Source organism: Microlunatus sp. GCM10028923, assembly GCF_042666975.1.
Lineage (GTDB): Bacteria > Actinomycetota > Actinomycetes > Propionibacteriales > Propionibacteriaceae > Microlunatus.
In genome coordinates, this window is record NZ_JBHTFF010000001.1 from 241,063 (window position 1) to 258,102 (window position 17,040).

15 protein-coding genes are annotated in these 17,040 nt (G+C 72.3%); 10 read left to right on the forward strand and 5 right to left on the reverse strand.

The window, feature by feature from the left end:
* Positions 1–31: 31 nt before the first annotated feature.
* The 3 genes from ACFQU4_RS01095 to ACFQU4_RS01105 are packed head-to-tail and all read right to left on the reverse strand — an operon-like array spanning position 32 to position 3,089.
* Positions 32–1,213: a DUF4350 domain-containing protein gene (locus tag ACFQU4_RS01095; RefSeq protein WP_377485803.1), complete on the reverse strand. Its 1,182-nt coding sequence runs from the start codon at positions 1,211–1,213 to the stop codon at positions 32–34.
* The gene (locus ACFQU4_RS01100) at positions 1,210–1,908 is read right to left on the reverse strand and encodes a DUF4129 domain-containing protein (RefSeq protein ID WP_377485805.1); all 699 of its coding nucleotides are present in this window, start codon (positions 1,906–1,908) and stop codon (positions 1,210–1,212) included. Before ACFQU4_RS01100 ends, ACFQU4_RS01095 begins: the two co-directional genes overlap by 4 nt.
* Positions 1,905–3,089, reverse strand: a complete 1,185-nt coding sequence (locus tag ACFQU4_RS01105) for a hypothetical protein (protein ID WP_377485807.1) — start codon at positions 3,087–3,089, stop codon at positions 1,905–1,907. The genes ACFQU4_RS01100 and ACFQU4_RS01105 overlap by 4 nt, the downstream gene beginning before the upstream one ends.
* A gap of 138 nt (positions 3,090–3,227) precedes the next feature.
* Between ACFQU4_RS01105 and mtrA the strand changes: the two genes are divergently transcribed.
* The 4 genes from mtrA (at position 3,228) to ACFQU4_RS01125 (ending at position 8,572) form a co-directional block, all read left to right on the forward strand.
* Positions 3,228–3,947 (forward strand): MtrAB system response regulator MtrA, encoded by a 720-nt coding sequence (mtrA, locus tag ACFQU4_RS01110; protein ID WP_377485813.1) that lies wholly within the window; start codon positions 3,228–3,230, stop codon positions 3,945–3,947.
* Between the two features lie 23 nt (positions 3,948–3,970).
* Positions 3,971–5,737 (forward strand): MtrAB system histidine kinase MtrB, encoded by a 1,767-nt coding sequence (gene mtrB / locus ACFQU4_RS01115; protein WP_377485815.1) that lies wholly within the window; start codon positions 3,971–3,973, stop codon positions 5,735–5,737.
* Positions 5,734–7,479 (forward strand): LpqB family beta-propeller domain-containing protein, encoded by a 1,746-nt coding sequence (locus tag ACFQU4_RS01120; protein ID WP_377485817.1) that lies wholly within the window; start codon positions 5,734–5,736, stop codon positions 7,477–7,479. The genes mtrB and ACFQU4_RS01120 overlap by 4 nt, the downstream gene beginning before the upstream one ends.
* A gap of 85 nt (positions 7,480–7,564) precedes the next feature.
* The gene (locus ACFQU4_RS01125; RefSeq protein ID WP_377485819.1) at positions 7,565–8,572 is read left to right on the forward strand and encodes an NAD(P)/FAD-dependent oxidoreductase; all 1,008 of its coding nucleotides are present in this window, start codon (positions 7,565–7,567) and stop codon (positions 8,570–8,572) included.
* Here the strand turns inward: ACFQU4_RS01125 and ACFQU4_RS01130 are convergent, their stop codons facing one another.
* Positions 8,573–9,163, reverse strand: coding sequence for a helix-turn-helix domain-containing protein (locus ACFQU4_RS01130; protein ID WP_377487321.1), 591 nt, complete (start codon positions 9,161–9,163; stop codon positions 8,573–8,575).
* Positions 9,164–9,246: 83 nt separating this feature from the next.
* A complete protein-coding gene (locus ACFQU4_RS01135) occupies positions 9,247–12,114 on the reverse strand; it encodes a helix-turn-helix transcriptional regulator (protein WP_377485821.1) in 2,868 nt (955 codons plus the stop codon).
* A gap of 174 nt (positions 12,115–12,288) precedes the next feature.
* On the opposite strand from ACFQU4_RS01135, the gene ACFQU4_RS01140 reads away from it, so the two are divergent.
* The 6 genes from ACFQU4_RS01140 to ACFQU4_RS01165 are packed head-to-tail and all read left to right on the forward strand — an operon-like array spanning position 12,289 to position 16,993.
* Positions 12,289–13,008 carry a ComF family protein gene (locus tag ACFQU4_RS01140; protein WP_377485823.1) on the forward strand — a complete coding sequence of 240 codons (720 nt, stop codon included), beginning with the start codon at positions 12,289–12,291 and terminating at the stop codon, positions 13,006–13,008.
* 37 nt (positions 13,009–13,045) lie between these two features.
* On the forward strand, positions 13,046–13,837 hold the full coding sequence (locus ACFQU4_RS01145) for an SDR family NAD(P)-dependent oxidoreductase (RefSeq protein WP_377485825.1): 792 nt from the start codon (positions 13,046–13,048) through the stop codon (positions 13,835–13,837).
* The gene (locus ACFQU4_RS01150) at positions 13,834–14,850 is read left to right on the forward strand and encodes an aldo/keto reductase (RefSeq protein WP_377485827.1); all 1,017 of its coding nucleotides are present in this window, start codon (positions 13,834–13,836) and stop codon (positions 14,848–14,850) included. The genes ACFQU4_RS01145 and ACFQU4_RS01150 overlap by 4 nt, the downstream gene beginning before the upstream one ends.
* A gap of 54 nt (positions 14,851–14,904) precedes the next feature.
* Complete coding sequence (locus ACFQU4_RS01155) at positions 14,905–15,792, forward strand: fumarylacetoacetate hydrolase family protein (protein WP_377485829.1); 888 nt, start codon at positions 14,905–14,907, stop codon at positions 15,790–15,792.
* A gap of 17 nt (positions 15,793–15,809) precedes the next feature.
* On the forward strand, positions 15,810–16,190 hold the full coding sequence (locus ACFQU4_RS01160; protein WP_377485831.1) for a hypothetical protein: 381 nt from the start codon (positions 15,810–15,812) through the stop codon (positions 16,188–16,190).
* Positions 16,187–16,993 carry a (2Fe-2S)-binding protein gene (locus tag ACFQU4_RS01165; protein WP_377485833.1) on the forward strand — a complete coding sequence of 269 codons (807 nt, stop codon included), beginning with the start codon at positions 16,187–16,189 and terminating at the stop codon, positions 16,991–16,993. Before ACFQU4_RS01160 ends, ACFQU4_RS01165 begins: the two co-directional genes overlap by 4 nt.
* Positions 16,994–17,040 lie beyond the last annotated feature (47 nt).

A 17,040-nucleotide genomic window follows, 5' to 3' on the forward strand; every position in this document is an offset into this window, starting at 1 on the left:
GGATAGGGCCGCTGCTGGTACGGGTCATGGCTCACGGTTGTCGTGCCTCCTGCTCAAGATCATCGAGATTCTCCGCAAGGTCCAGAAGTTGATCATCGTCGTCCGGGACCGGCCCGAACAGAACGTGGTACACCTGCCGGCTGTCCCGCCCGGTCCGTTCGGCGAGGGCCGCCGCCAGCGCCATCGGGTCGTTCCCGTGACCGTACCGGCGGCCGAGCCGGCGCACCACTCCCTCGCGCAGGGCGGCGGCCGCGCGCTCCCGCGCCTGCAGCCGGTGGTAGAGCTGGCCGTGCCCCTCGACGGTCTCGGAGGCCCGCACCCGTACCGGCAAGCGTTCCAGGATGATCGGGCCGAGCCGGCGGCCGCGCCAGATGCCGACGATGATCAACGCGACCACGGCCTGGGCCACCGCGACCGCCCACCAGGGCGGCAGCACGGTCGGCGGCGGCGCGGTCTGGTCGCCGGAACCGGGACCGCCTCCGCTGGCCATCACCCAGATCAGCCGTTCCCGGGAGCCGAGCAGACCGAGCACCAGGGCGGCATTGCCGTCGGCCGCTGCCGTGCTGTTGGTCCAGCCGCCGCCGAGCAGTTCGATCTCCGGGCCCGCGGTCGAGGGCAGCCTCAGGTAGCCGTGCCCGTTCTCGGTCTCGTAGCAGGCCACGGTCGGCGTGGCCTCGGCCCGGAAGGTCCGGCCGCCGGCGAACGAGGCCGACCCGGCCCGTTCGGCGGTCGGATCGGCGCAGCCGGGGTCGACAGGCTGGCCGTCGGCGTAGCTGGACTCGACCCCCGCGACGAACCGGCCCAGGCCGTCGTCCGGGCCGAGCAGGATCAACCGCGCGTCCGGGATCTCGAGCAGCTGGCGTACCTGGTCGTCGGACAGCCGGTCCGGGTAGGCGACCACGACGGTCGCCCCGGCGCCGTCCCGGACCGCGTCGCCGATCCGTTCGGTCGGCCTGACCTCGACGCCCTCCTGCTGCAGGACCGTGGCGACGGCCCGGGCACCGTCCGGCCCCGACGACCGCGGATCGTTCTCCGCCTGGCCGGCGACGGCGGTGCTGAACGCGGCCACGGTGCCCAGCACGATCAGGACGACCACGAGAACGCCGGCCACCCAGCGGGTCGCCCGATGCCGAAGGAATCTCGACCACCCCGGTCGCTGCGGCGGCTCGACCGGCGTGGTCGGCGGCTCGTCGGTCACGGTCGGGGCGGTCATCGCTCGGCCCCACGGCCGGCCGCGGGTTCCGGCTGGTCACCGGCCAGGTCGGCCCGCCGGGCCGCCTCGCTGATCCGGTCGTCGAGTTCGGTCATCCGCTGGTACGCGGCCGCGTCGGCCACCCGGTCGCCGTACATCACCTCGGAGAACGTGCCGGCCCCGGCGTCCAGCTCGGCCGCCTGCTCCGGCAACGCCCGGCCGGCCAGGGCGGACGCCTCGAAGGCGGTCCGGGCCGGGCGCGGATCGAGGATGGTGGCGATCTCCAGCTCCTTGACCACGGCCCGGAACCGGTCCCGTACCGCCGAACGCCAGTCGCCGGCCTCGGCGTACCGCTGCGCGGCGGATCGGTAGTCGTCCGGTTCCAGCGCCTCGCTGAGGTCCACCTCGGCGTCGCGGCGGCGCCGGGTCTGCCAGCGGGGCAGCCCGACCTTCCAGACCAGCAGCGCGATCCCTGCGGCGATCAGGACCAGGATGACGACGAACCCGACGTTGATCCCGCTGCCGCCCGACGCGGCCGGACCGGAACTCACCCCGGACACGAACGCGATGATCTTCTCCATCAACTCGGAAAGCCACCTCAGCAGGTCCAGCAACCACTGCGGCGCCTCGGCATAGCGCGACTTCTCGAGCTCCGCGAGGACCCGCCGGCGCGCCTCCTCCCGGCTCAGTTCGACCGGGACGTCCAGCGGGATCATCGGCCGTGCCCCGGCGGCGGTGCCTGCATCGGGGGCGGGGCCTGCATCGGCGGCGGGGGCGGCATCGGCGGGGCCACGTAGATGATCGGCGGCGCGGACGGCTGCGGGATGGGTACGCAGTCGAACCGCATCGCCAGGTCGAGGCCCTCCCGGCGCATCCGCAGATCGACGTAGAGCAGCGTCTGCACCGCGGCGACGAAGGCCAGCAGGGCCGACATGGCGACGATCGAGGAGAACCCGAACACGCCGAGGTAGGTCCACGGATTCTCAAGCAGGTCGTAGAAGTCGACCCCGAGCGAGGTGGCGTAGAGCAACAGCACCAGCAGCGACCCGAAGCCGACCAACGCGATCACCAGCAGCGCGATCGCGAACGCGCCGGCCATGATCACCGTCGCCCGGGGCAGGTTGCGCCAGCCGATCAAGGTGAACGACCGGATGAACGCGGTGATGATGTTGGTCCGGCGGGCCGGGGTGCCGATCCAGGCCGGGGCGTGCTGGCTCTCGGTGGCGTAGGCCGGGACGGCGAGCGACAGATAGCTGTACGCGGCGGCGGAGATCACGTACCCGATCACGCTGACGACCGTCGCCAGGCCACCCAGCGCGGCGGGGGAGAACCCCGTTCCCATCGCGAGCATCAGGGCGATCAGGACGTAGTAGACCCCGGTGATGATGATCGACTGCATCGTCGACGCGGCCACCCACTGCAGCAGGGACAACCCGACCATCGGCCAGAACATCCGCAGGGCCCGCCGCAGGGTCCACGGCGTTGCGGGGACGAAGCCCGGCCCGAGCACCGTCTCCAGCGTGATCCGGGACAGCACCGCGGTCATCCAGACCAGGCACATCGTCAGCAGCAGCAGGCCGAGCAGCCCGTACAGGACGACGGTGACGATCTGCGCCGTCGCACCGGAGGTGTCGCCGAGCAGGAACCAGAGGCCGATCCCGCCGAGCAGATAGAGCCCGGCGCCGCCCGCGATCACCAGCGGCAGCCCCACCATCATCCGCGCGTTGGCCCGGACCACCAGGAACGCGGCGTCCAGCACCTCGGTGATGGTCAGTGGCCGGAGCGGGATCAGGGCGGCCCGGGACGCGTCCAGAACGGCCGGCCGACGGGTCCGCTGCCAGGGCGCAGTCGCCGAGGCCAGCCGCAGCCCGCCGCCTGGGTTGGTCGTCCCTGCCATCCGCGCAAGTCTTGCATCCGGAAGAGGCACCGGCAGACACCCGAAGCGGTTCGCCGTGTTCTTCTGCTCCAGATCAGTAGGATGAACTCGCCCAGTGGCGACGGACACGACACTCACGCTATGTCAGAGAGGCTTTCGGTGTCAGAGGGAACAAAGAGCGGGAGCAGCCGCGGCAGGGTGCTCGTCGTCGATGACGACGCGTCCCTGGCGGAAATGCTCACCATCGTGCTGCGAAACGAGGGTTTCGAGCCGATCTGGTGCTCCCACGGCGACCAGGCCTATCCGGCCTATGTCGAGTCCAAGCCGGACCTGGTGCTGCTCGACCTGATGCTGCCCGGTCGCGACGGCGTCGAGATCTGCCGCCAGATCCGGGCCGAGTCCGGCGTACCGATCGTCATGCTGACCGCGAAATCCGACACGATCGACGTCGTGGCGGGGCTCGAGGCCGGCGCCGACGACTATGTGGCGAAGCCGTTCAAGGCCAAGGAACTGGTGGCCCGGATCAAGACCAGGCTGCGCCGCCAGCTGGACGACAACGAGTCCGAGACCCTGCTCATCGGAGACCTGATGATCAAGGTCGACGGGCATTCGGTGCAGCGCGACGGCCGGCCGATCCAGCTCACCCCGCTCGAGTTCGACCTGCTGCTGGCGCTGGCCCGCAAGCCGTGGCAGGTGTTCAGCCGCGAGGTGCTGCTGGAGCAGGTCTGGGGTTACCGGCATGCCGCCGACACCCGGCTGGTCAACGTGCACGTCCAGCGGCTCCGTTCCAAGATCGAACGCGATCCCGAGCATCCGGAGATCGTCGTCACCGTACGGGGGATCGGCTACAAGGCGGGCGAGCCGAAGCCGGCCCGGTGACCGCTATGAGGGGTTAAGCCTCGATGTCCCTTCCGGCCCCGCTGGACGAGAACCAGCCGTGGTGGAAGCTGCCGCTGAACTGGTGGTGGCGCTCGCTGCCGCTGCGGGTGATCACCTCCGTGTTCGCCGCGTCACTGGTGGTCGTCGTGCTCGGCGGGTTCCTGATCATGCGCCAGGCCACCACGGGCGTGATCGACACCAAGAAACGGGCCGTGCAGTCCGAGGCGACCGCCGCGCTGGCCGAGGCGCAGGAGACGCTGGACAACTCGACCGTCACCAGCAGCGCCAACGCGAACGAACTCTTCCAGACGCTGGCGGTGAACCTGGCCGGGCGGAGCGGGTCGGACCGCTACTGGGTGGTCGCCTTCGTCAACCGGCAGACCGTACGGACCGCGGACGCCGACGTCAGCAGCATCCCGAAGGCGATCCGGGACCAGGTCACCATGTCCGACGCCGAGGGCCGCTACTTCATCACGCCGGCCTCGGCGCAGCGGACCAACGAAGAGGACACCACCCGGCCCGCGTTCGTGGTCGGCACGATGCTGCAGCTGCCGGGCAGCGGGTCGTACGAGACGTACCTGATCTTCCCGTTGGAGCAGGAACAGGAGACGCTCAACGTTCTCGGCACCGCCGTGATCAGCACCAGCGCGCTGCTGGTGCTGCTGCTGACGATCATCGCCGCCCTGGTCAGCCGCCAGGTGGTGGCGCCGGTCCGGGCCGCCCGCCGGGCCGCGGAGAGTCTGGCGCTGGGCAACCTGGACAACCGGATGCGGGTCCGCGGCCAGGACGACCTGGCCCGGCTGGCCGCGTCGATGAACTACATGGCGAGCGAGCTGCAGAAACAGATCACCCAGCTGGAGGACCTGTCCGCGGTGCAGCACCGGTTCGTCTCCGACGTGTCGCACGAGCTGCGCACCCCGTTGACGACGGTACGGATGGCCGCCGAGGTGCTGTACGAGGCGCGGGAGGACTTCGACCCGGTCTCGGCCCGGTCGGCGGAACTGCTGCAGGCCGAGCTGGACCGGTTCGAGGCGCTGCTGACCGACCTGCTGGAGATCTCCCGGTTCGACGCCGGCGTCGCCGTGCTGAGCCTGGACCGGGTCGACCTGGTCGGCGTCGTGGAGCGCGTCGTCGAGGCCCACCAGCGGTTCGCCGAGGAGGCGGCCACCACGGTCACCGTGCATGCGCCGGGACCCTGCGTCGCCGAGGTCGACGCCCGCCGGATCGAGCGGGTGGTGCGGAACCTGCTGACCAACGCGATCGAGCACAGCGAGGGTCGCCCGATCGACATCTGGCTGGCCCGGGACGACGAGGCCGTCGCGATCGCGGTCCGCGACCACGGGGTCGGTTTCGAGGCGAGCCAGGCCAAGCTGGTGTTCCACCGGTTCTGGCGGGCCGATCCGGCCCGGACCCGGACCATCGGCGGCACCGGCCTCGGGCTGTCGATCGCGATGGAGGACGCCCGGCTGCACGGCGGCTGGCTGACCGCCTGGGGCCGGCCCGGAATGGGCGCCCAGTTCCGGCTCACGCTGCCCCGGGAACGGGGTGGCATCCTGGAGCAGTCGCCGTTGCCGCTGGTGCCGCGGGACCTGGTCGGACCGTCGGTCTCCCGAGTCGACGGGGTGGAGTACGCGCAGCCGCTGGTGGACACCAATGACACGCCGGCCCAGTTGCCGGCCTCGCCGACACCGGCCGCCTCGCCGGCATCGCCCGAGGTGCTGGAGCTGGGGCGGGGATCGGACGAATCCGTACCGTCGGAATCGGGGAGCTCGAGAAGGGGGGAGCAGTGAACACGACGTCGCGCGGCCGCATCGCCGCCGGCCTGCTGGTGTTGCTGCTGGCCGTCCTGGCGGGCTGCGCCGAGGTGCCGACCAGCGGGCCGGTCGACCCGGTCGAAGGTGCCGAGCCGTCCTGCCGCGGCTGCCTCAACGTCGATCCCGCCGCACCGCAGCCGGGCGACGACCCGAAGACGATCGTCGACGGCTTCCTGCAGGCGATGGCCGCCTACGAGCCGACCTATGCGACGGCGCGCAAGTACCTGACCAAGGAAGCCGCCGAGCGCTGGGATCCCGACAAGGGAGTGACGGTCTACATCGGCCAGATGACCGCGACCAGCCCGACCTCCTTCCTGCTCGACGCCAGGACGGTCGGAGTGCTGGGACCGAACCGGGACTTCCTGGTTCGCGACCAGCGGTTCCAGCCCACCTTCCGGGTGGAGAAGCAGGGCGGCGAGTGGCGGATCAACAACCCGGTGACCGGGCTGCTGGTGCCCAAGTGGACCTTCGACACGTTCTACGACAGCTTCAACGTCTACTTCGTCGGCCGGGACGGCACCCTGGTGCCGGACGTGATCTACCTGCCGGAACGGGCCAGCATCGCCTCGGCGCTGATGTTGGCGTTGCTGGCCGGACCGTCGGGCTCGCTGGGAACGGTGGTCGGCAGCGCGCTCCCCGCCGGTACGACGCTCGACGTCCAGTCCGCCTCGGTCGAGGGCGGCGTGGCCGAGGTGCAGCTGAGTGATGCGATCAACCAGCTGACCGACCAACAACGCATCCTCATGGCGGCCCAGATCGCCGAGACCCTGCGCCAGTATCAGGTCCAGTCGATCCAACTCCGGGTCAACGGCGAGGTCTTCCGGATCCCGGGCGCCGACCCGCAGACCGGAGCGATCTCGGTGAACGACGAGCGGATCCGGGCCATCGCGGCCCTGCCGCCGGGGGTCAGTGATCAGCTCTACGCGGCGACCGACGACGGCGCCCGGATGATCACCGACCGGGCGGGCAAACGAGAGACCACGCCGGTTTCCGGCGACCTGGGCAAGCAGGACGATTCCGAACGGATCGCCGTCTCCCTGGACGACCGCGACATCGCGGTGGTGACCGAGAATCGCACCGTGCTGCGCAGGCAGGGTGAGGACGGTCGGGCGTCGACGGTGATCGAGGGGGTGACCGACCTGCTGCGGCCGCAGTACTCCCGGCAGGGCGAACTGTGGGCGATCGGCGACAAGGGCGGCCAACAGCTCATCTGGGCAGTGCAGGGCGAGAAGGTCGTCGAGGTCCAGGCGCCGAGGCTGCGCGACGGCAGGATCGTGTCGTTCAAGCTCTCTCCGGACGGCTCCCGGATCGCGATGGTCCGCGAGGTCGGCTCGACCCGCCAGCTGACACTGGCCCTGGTCAATCGCGTCGACGGCCGGATCGTGATCGATGAGCCCAGCCGGGTCGACACCGCGGGCAATCAGGGCACCACGATCACGCAGTTCCGCGATGTGGGGTGGCAGGACGACTCCCGGCTGCTGGTGATCGGCGCGGCCGCCCAATTGGCGCCGGTTGGGGTGTACCTGATGTCCCAGGACGCGTCCCAGATCTCGGTCCTCGGTGAACTGCCCGACGACGAGGCGGCCGAGCTCGCGACCTCGCCCACCCACAACCAGGTGGCGATCGTGACCAAGAAGGGCGAGGCCTACTGGCTCGATCCGGCGCGCCGCTGGACCCGGATCTCGGCCGGCGTCGACTCGCTGGCGTACCCGGGCTGATCGTTTGCCGAAGCGGCAAGGAAGCTTGCCGATTCCTTGAGTACGGAGCACGGTGGAGTCCTCGACCGAATCGAAGGAGGACACGGTGTCCGGATCAGGTGCAGGGGCAGCGACGGAACGGGATCACGACGTGATCGTGATCGGCGGCGGGCCGGCGGGTCTGAGCGGGGCGGTGGCGCTGGCCAGGTCGCGGCGCTCGGTCGCCGTGATCGACTCCGGCGAACCGCGCAACGCGCCGGCTGCGCACATGCACAACTACCTCGGCCGGGAGGGCCTGCCGCCGGCGGAGTTGATCAAGCTCGGCCGGACCGAACTGGCCGGCTACGGCGGAACCCTGATCGACGGCTCGGTGACGGCGGCCGCCCGGGACGCCGAGCGGGGCGGGTTCGTGGTCGACCTGGCGGATGGCCGCCGGCTGCGGTCCCGCCGGTTGTTGATCACGACCGGCCTGGTGGACACGCTGCCGCCGGTGCCCGGGGTGTCCGACCTCTGGGGCCGGTCCGTGCTGCACTGCCCGTACTGCCATGGCTGGGAGGTCCGGGACACCGCGATCGGCGTCCTGGCGACCAGTCCGATGGCGGCGCACCAGGCGCTGATGTTCCGGCAGCTGTCCCACGACGTGATCATGTTCTCGCACACCACCGAGCTCGGTGACGATCAACGGGAGCGGCTGGAGGCCCGCGGGATCAAGATCGTCGACGGCGAGGTGGTCGGGCTGGAGCGGGACGAGGCCGACCGGCTCTCCGGGGTGGTGCTGGCCTCCGGCCGGTTCGTCGGCCGGTCCACGGTGGTGGTCGGGACGATCATGGAGGCCCGCGCGGATTTCCTGACTCCGTTGGGCTTGAGCGTGGAGCCGGTGCTGGCCGGTGAGTACCGGATCGGCAGCCGGATCGTGACCGACGGCAACGGGGCGACCAGCGTTCCGGGCGTCTGGGCGGCCGGCAACGTCGCCGATCCGCGGGCCCAGGTGATCGTCTCCGCCGGTGCCGGCCTGACCGCCGGCGCCATGATCAACGCCGACCTGATCGAGGAGGAGACCGCGGCCGCGGTCGAACACGCCCGGTCCCGCACCCGGCAGCTCAGCGGAGCTTGATCAGGAACGCTCGTCCCGGCGGGTCCGGGCCCGGACATGGGCCCGCTCGCCCTGGCTGCCGAACAGCGACAGCAGTTCGACACCGGCCGGGTCGGCCGCCGCGAACCAGTGGCCGACCCTGGTGTCGAACTCCGCGGCCTCGCCCGGCCCGAGCTCGAGTTCATGATCACCGAGGACCAGTCGGAGCCGGCCGTTGAGCACGTACATCCACTCATAGCCCTCGTGCCGCTGCGGATCCGGCTTCGCGCCCTTGCGGTACGGCATGATCATCTTGTACGCCTGCAGACCGCCCGCCCGCCGGGTCAGCGGGATCATCGTCATCCCGTTCTGGGTCATCGGCTTCAGCCGGATCCGCGGATCGCCGGTCTCCGGCGCGTCCACCAGTTCGTCGATCGCGACCCCGTACTCGCGGGCCAGCGGGAGCAGCAACTCCAGCGTCGGCCGCCGCTGTCCGGACTCCAGCCGGGACAGCGTGCTGACCGAGATCCCGGTCGCCGTCGACACGTCCTGCAACGTCGCCGACCGATCCTGCCGGAGCGCCTTCAACCGCGGCCCGACCCCGGTCAGGACGCGTTCGTACTCGTCGGTCAGGGTCTTCTCGGAATCACCACGGCCCGCCACAACCCCCAGTCAACCACCGCCCGCCCGTCACCGGCGACAGGCGGGGCGCCGGTTCAGTCGAGCAGGCCGCCGCGGCGGGCGATGGTGGCGGCCTCGGTCCGGCTCGCGGCGCCCAGCTTGCCCAGGATGTTGGAGACATGGACGCTCGCGGTCTTGGTGCTGATCACCAGTTCCCGCGCCACCTGGGCGTTGCTGCGTCCCTCCGCGACCAGAGCCAGCACCTGCCGTTCCCGAGGGGTCAGCACCGAGCTCGCGGCGCCGGTGGCCGTCGCCGCGCCGATCTCGGCCAACAGCGGAGCCGCGCCGAGCCGGGTCGCCACGGCGCGCGCCGAGGCAAGCAACTGCTCGGCCCGGGACCGGTCGCCGACCGCGACGAGCACCGCACCCAGCCGTGCCTCGGAGCGGGCCAGCTCGTAGACGTTCGGGTAGCGTCGGAACCCGTCGAGCACGGCGTCCCAGGCGGCGGTGAGTTCCGCGGCCGAGGGCCGGTCGACGTCGGCCGCCCAGCGCAGCCGCAGCAGTTCGGCGCCGAGCCGGTCCAGCCAGGCCAGGCTCTCCGGGCCCAGTACGGCGCCGTGCCGGCCCATCCCGTGGGCCCGCGCGGCCTGGTCGGCCAGCACGGTCAGCCGGTCCACCGCGGCGGCGCGGTCGGCGGGCGCCAGCCGGTGCAGTCCGCTCGCGTACTGTCCGATCAGCAGGGCGGCGAGCCGGATCTGGCCCTGCAGGTCGGGCGCCTGCCAGACCTCGGTGGCCGCCTTGACCGCCTCGCCGTGGACCCGTTCGGCCGCCGCAAGATCACCGTTGGCGGCATACCAGTCGATCGCCGTGGAACCGCTGAGCATGATCACGTGGCCGTCGTGGGACCAGGCCGGGCGGGCCAGGTCGAGCCAGGGACCGGCGTCGCCGCCACGGCCGCCGACGACCGCCAGCCGGAGCGCCGCCAGCGCGGCCCGGGCCGACTCCGGCGGCGCCTCGCCGGAGGTGTCGCTCACCGCGAGCACGGTGTCCCAGTCGCCCAGCTGGAAGGCCGTGACGCCGACGTGCATCCGGGCCCCCAGGCCGAACGGCGAGTACCTGAGCCCCAGCTCGGCGGCCCGCCGCACGCAGCCCTCGTACCGGCTCTTGGCCTCGGCCAGCTCGCCCTCCTCCATGGCCATCCCGCCCAGGTTGTAGAGCGCCCGCAGCTCGGCCGGATCGTTGTGGCGGCGCGCCACCAGGACCGCCTCCCGCAGCCGGTCCCGCATCCCGTCCGGGTCGCCGTACTTCGCCGCGCTCCACGCCTGCGCGGTACGGACCGCGACGAGCGCGTCGGGCAGGTCGAACTCCGTCGCCTGCTCGGCCGCGGTCTCGGCGATCGCCATCGCCTCGTCCTCGCGGAACTCCATCTCCAGCGCCAGCACCCGGGTGGCCAGCACCCGGGTCCGGAACGGGGTCGGCTCGTCCGGCAGCAGGCTCAGCGCCTCCGCGGCCGCAGCCTCGGTCTCGACCGGCTGGTCGGTCTGCAGCCCGACCGTCGCGAGCGTGTACAGCAGCCGGACCCGGGCCGGCGGCGCGAGGTCCCGGTCCGCCAGCGCGGTCCGCAGGATCACCGTCGCGCGATGGGACTGGCCCGCCGCCAGCGCGCACTCGGCGGCCCGGGCCGCGAGCTCGGCCGGGTCCGCGTCGGCCCCGGGCTCCGCGGCCAGCCGCATCGCCACCTCGTAGTGCCGCAGCGCCTCCGCCGGACCCGCCGCGGCCGCCGCGGCCTCGGCCGCCCGGATGCTGGCCGGCAGGGCCAGTTCATGATCACCGGCGGCGAGGGCGTGCCGGGCCAGCTCGGCCTCCCGGCCTTCGGCGGTCCGGCCCGGGACCGCCTCGGTCAGCCCGGTCAGCAGGGCACGGTGCAGCCGGACCCGCTCGCCGGGCAGCAGGTCGCGATAGACCGTCTCGGCCAGCAGCGAGTGCCGGAAGGCGAACCGGTCGTCCTCGCCGACGACCAGCAGCCGGTGCTGGGTCGCGTCCCGCAGCGCATCGTCGAGATCATCCGGGCCGAGCTCGGTGACCCGGCGCAGCAGCTCGGCCTCCACCGGGTGGCCGGCCACCGCCACCACCCGGGCCACCCGCTGGGCGGTCGGGCCAACGCGTTCCATCCGCATGATCAACACGTCGGCCAGGTTGTCCGGCAGACCGTCCTGCTCGGCGCCGGCCGCGGCCAGTTCCTCGAGGAAGAAGGCGTTTCCGTCGGATCGCTCGACCAGCTGGCGGAGCCGTTCCGCCGTCATCCCGGCGCCACCGAGGCTCATGATCAACTCGCGGGCCGACGCCTCGGCCAGCGGGCCCAGCTCCAACCGGGTGACCGCCCGGGCCCGTACCCATTCGGCCAGCACCGGGCGCAGCGGATGCTTCCGGTGCAGGTCGTCGCTGCGGTACGACACGACGATCGACAGCGGCGCCGGACAGGGCCGGGCGAACAGGTAACTGATCAACTCGAGGCTGGACCGGTCCGCCCAGTGCACGTCCTCGATGATCACCAGCAGCGGCTCGGCGCCGGCCAGTTCGTTGAGCACGGTCCAGGCACTCTCGATCAGCGCGCCCCGATCCGGTTGCGCGGCCGCCCGGTGCCCGGCCGCCATCGGTGCGAACGCCGGGTGCCGCTCGATCATCCGGTCCAGGTCCGGCCGGTCGCCGAGCAGCCGGCCGAAGATCTCCAGGAATGGCAGGTAGGGCAGCGGGCTGTCGCCGAGATCCACGCACTGACCCCGGACCACCCGCCGGCCCCGCCCCTCCGCCAGCTCGGCCAGCTCCGTCAGCAGCCGGGTCTTGCCGATTCCGGCGTCTCCGGACAGCAGGACCAGCCCGGGCGGACCGGCCGGTTCGTCCCCCGGGCAGACCAGCTCCGCCAGCCGATCCAACTCGGCCGTACGTCCGATCAGCGGTGCCATGGGCCCATCATCGCAATCCGGACTCCGACCCGAGCGGAGCGGCGCCCGGCGCCCCGCCTCCCGCCCGGCGCCGACTCGGCACTTCCGCAGCGACACGCCGACCAACCGGCTGCGTTTGTGCCGGGTCGGCGGAGGGGTGGGTGGGGTGTCGGTGGGATCGGGGAAGGTGTCCGGGTGGGGATGGGGTGGTGGGCGGCCGCGGGCGACCTGCTGCTCGGCGCCCGGTGTCAGGCGTGCCTGCGGCCGTGGTGGGGGCTCTGTCCGGCGTGCCGGGCGTCGCTGCGGTCCCGCACACCCCGGGGCACCCGGCCGACGCCCTGTCCGGTCGGGTTCCCGCCGACCTCGACGGCGGGCTGGTACGACGAGCCGATGCGCCGCCTGATCGTCGGGCACAAGGAACGGCAGGCGCTGGGCCTGGCGCCGATGCTCGGCGAACTGCTGGCGACGGCGTGCTGGCACCTGATCCGGACCCGCGTCGCGCCAGCCGAGGCCGAGTTCACGCTGGTGCCGATCCCGTCGGCGCGGGCGGCGGTCCGCAGCCGCGGGTACGACGCGACGGCGGTGCTGGCCCGCCGGGCGGCCGCGCTGCTCCGCCCCGCCGCTCCGGTACGGGTTCGCCGGCTGCTCCGGCACCACCGCGGCGTCCATGATCAATCCGGCCTGGACGCGGCGGCGAGGCAGCGCAACCTTGCCGATAGCCTGCGGGTGCGCGACGCCGCGGCGGGCGCGACACGTCAGGGGATGATCATCATCGTGGACGACCTGGTGACCACCGGGGCCACGCTCACCGAGGCGAGTCGCGCCTTGACCGCGGCCGGGATGGCGGTGCTCGGCGCCGCGACCATCGCGGCGACCCGCAGGCACCACGCGGCGCTCGCCGACCGCACCCGCTAAGATGGCGCCGATTGATCTGACGAATCTGAAGGGAACGATGACGATGGGGTCCGAGCAGGAGGCACCGAGCCGGGGCGAGTTCACCGGGCTGCGGGCGATCGTCACGGGCGGGGCGAGCGGTATCGGCCTGGCCACGGCCAACCTACTGGCCGACCGCGGTGCCGCGGTCGCCGTCCTCGATCTCCGGGTGGACGGACTGTCCGAGCGGCTGGCCGGGTTCGCGGTCGACGTGGCCGACGACGACTCGGTGACCGCCGGCGTCGCGGGCGCGGCGGAACGGCTGGGCGGCATCGACATCGTGGTCAACAACGCCGGCATCGGCGCCCAGGGCACGGTGGCCGACAACGACCTGGACGAGTGGCGCCGGGTCTTCGAGATCAACGTGTTCGGCATCGTCCGGGTGACCCGTGCCGCGCTGCCGTACCTGCGCGAATCGAAGGCCGCCAGCGTGGTCAACACCTGCTCGATCGCGGCCACCGCCGGGATCCCGCAGCGGGCGCTCTACTCGGCCAGCAAGGGCGCGGTGCTGTCGCTCACCCAGGCGATGGCGGCCGACCACATCGCCGAGGGGATCCGGGTCAACTGCGTCACGCCCGGCACCGCGGACACGCCGTGGGTCGGCCGGCTGCTCGACTCGGCGCCCGACCCGGCCGCCGAGCGCGCCGCGCTGAACGCCCGCCAGCCGCACGGCCGGCTGGTCGCGGCGGACGAGGTCGCGGCGGGCATCGTCTACCTGGCCTCCCCGCTGTCCGGATCGAACACCGCGACGGTGCTGCCGGTGGACGGCGGCATGCAGAACCTCCGGCTCCGGCCGCGGTCCGCCCAATGACCGGCGGCCCGGTCACCGGCGGTCCCGCGACCGGCGGCAGTGCCATGGTGCGGCCGGTCGAGTCGGCGGTACGGTCACCGTTCGGCCCGGTGCTGCTCGGCGGCGCGGGCTACGCCAACCTCTATGCCGCGGTCTCCGAGGACGAGGCCCAGGCCGGTCTGACGACGGCCTGGGAGCTGGGCCTGCGGGCCTTCGACACCGCGCCGCACTACGGCGCCGGGCTGTCCGAGGAGCGCCTCGGCCGGTTCCTCTGCACCCGGCCGCGGGACGAGTTCGTCGTCTGCACCAAGGTCGGCCGGCTGCTGGTCGACGACCCGGCGGCGTCCGCCGACGCCGAGGGCTTCGCCGACGCCCCGCGGCGGAGCCGGCGCTTCGACTACTCGGCCGACGGGGTCCGGCGCAGCCTGTCCGAGTCGCTGCAGCGGCTCGGCCTGGACCGGATCGACCTGGCCCTGGTGCACGACCCGGAGGACCACCTGGACCAGGCGCTCGGCGAGGCGGCGAAGGCGCTCAGCGCGCTCCGAGCAAAGGGGGTGATCGGCGGCTGGGGCGTCGGCACCAACTTCGCGGCGACGGCGGAACGTTTCGTCGCCGAGACCGACCTGGATCATCTGATGATTGCCGGTCGCTACACGTTGCTGGACCGCCGGGCCGACCGGCTGCTCGGCGCCGCCGCCGAGCGCGGAGTCGCGGTCCTGACGGCCGGCGTCCTGAACAGCAACATCCTGGTCGACCCGGCCCCGGGCGCGCGGTTCAACTACGTACCGGCGCCGGCGCCGCTGCTGGCCGCCGCGCAGCAGATGGAGGCCGTCTGCCGGCGGTACGGCAGCACGCTCCGGGCGGCCGCGCTCCAGTTCGGCCTGCGCGATCCGCGGGTGACCGGGGTCGTGCTCGGCGCCGGCCTGCCGGACCTGGTCGCGGACTCGGTCGAGCAGCTCGGTGCCGTCATCGACGAGGCCTGTTGGGCCGAGCTGGAGGCGCTGGTGCCGGACCCGGCCGAACTGCCCGACTGACCGTCCGGGATGATCTTGGGAGCGTTCGACACCCATCGAGAGTTGAGGATGATCATGGAATTACAGCGACGGGGCCCGGCCGGTGAGGAGATCCCGGTCGTCGTCGACCAGGGCCGCGCCTTTGATCTTCGCCCGCTGACCGCCGACATCGACGCCAACTTCCTCGGTGGTGACGGGATCGCCGGAGTCCGTACGGCACTCGCGGCTGGTGAGCTGTCCGAACTCGACGTGACCGACCTGCGCTACGGCGCGCCGATCGCCCGCCCCGGCGCGGTGGTCTGCATCGGCCAGAACTACGCGGCGCACGCCGCCGAGTCCGGGGCCGAGCCGCCCGCCGAGCCGATCATCTTCTTCAAGCACCCGAACAGCGTGATCGGGCCGTTCGACGACGTACACCTGCCGCCGGGCAGCACCAAGACCGACTGGGAGGTCGAGCTCGCGGTGATCATCGGCCGCCGGGCCCGTTACCTCGCCTCGCCGCAGGAGGCGCTCTCCTACGTCGCCGGCTACGCGGTGAGCAACGACGTCTCCGAGCGGGTCTACCAGGCCGAGGTCTCCGGCGGCCAGTGGTCGAAGGGCAAGTGCTGCGAGACGTTCAACCCGCTCGGCCCGTCGCTGGTCCCGGCCGACCAGGTCGACCCGCGCGACGTAAGGCTGCAGTCCTGGGTCAACGACGAGCCGAGGCAGGACTCGACCACCGCGGACATGATCTTCCCGGTGGCGCAGTTGATCTACGAGCTGAGCCAGTTCATGGTGCTCGACCCGGGCGACGTGATCAACACCGGCACCCCGCAGGGCGTGGCCCTGTCCGGCCGGTTCCCGTTCCTCGGTGTCGGCGACGAGATGCGGCTGACCATCGCCGGCCTCGGCGAGCAGCGGCAGAAGATCATCGCCGCCCCGGATGTGCCGGCCACCGCCGGCGCCGCCAACATCGCCCGCTGACCGAACCGCCAGGTGCGATGCCCGAACAACACTCGCGCGAGGTACCCGGCGGCCGGGCCTATTTCCTGACCGAACGGCTCTGGGCCCTGGCCGCCGACCTTCCGGTGCAGTCGGTAGCGATCGACTCGATCGCCGAGTTCGACCAGGACTGCTGGTTCGGCGGCCGGGGGCCCAGCTGTCGCGAGGTCGCCCGGCACGCCCAGCGGATCCAGCAGGCCGACCTCGGTTACCCGGTCATCCTGTCCGCCGACGGCCGCCTGATGGACGGCGGCCACCGGATCGGCAAGGCCTGGCTCTCCGGCGAGACCATGATCAATGCGGTCCGCTTCCGGGTCGACCCGGAGCCCGACTACATCGTCGGTACGGACTCGCCGGACAGCCGCCGGGCACCGGGGTGACCACCGCTCCGCCGATCGTCGAGGCCCACCGGCAGACCAGGGGATTGCGGTTCGCTCCGTTCCCAGAGCTGCTGGGCAGAAGTCCGGCCCCGGACCAGGGCTGGCGGCCGCTGGTCGAACTCGACCTCGACCCGGCGGCCGAGCCGGCCGGCTTCACCCTGGCCGCCGTGCTCCGCGCCGAGGTCGACCACTCGACGCCGGGCCCGCACGCCGTGCACGCGCTGCGCACGCTGACCCGGGAACTGGTCTTCGCGATGTCGGCGAGCCTGTACCTGACCGGCTCGGCGACCGTGTTCGACGAGCGGGACTGGCTGGTCCGCGAGGTCGGCCGGGCCGCCGCCTCCACCGAACCGGCGCTGCTGCTCGCCGGAGCCCGTACCGGGACCGACCGGGCCGCGGCCGAGGTCCTGCTGACGATCATCACGCCGATCCTCGACGGCATCCGGCGGGCCACCCGGGTCGGCCGGCGGACCCTGTCCAGCTACGTCGTCGACACCGCGAGCTTCGCGATGATCAACCTGGCCCGCCAATTGGGCCGGGATCGGGTGGCCGCCTGGAGCCGCGCGGAGGAGTTCGCCGAGGCGCTGTACGAGGCCGGACTGCCGCGGCTGTCCCGCCCGGAACTGGCCCGCTACCGGGGCGACGATCCGGCCGGTGTCTGGGCCGTCCGGGGCGCCTGCTGTCTCGACTTCAAGGACCCCGGGCACGGCTACTGCCTGACCTGCCCGCTGCTGGACGCCGAGGAAAGAACCCGACGATGGCAGGCGACGACACCGGCCGTCAACGCCCGAATTCGGGGGTGAGATTCTCTCCCGGGCCATGGAAATACCGGCGCCTTCGGACTACCGTC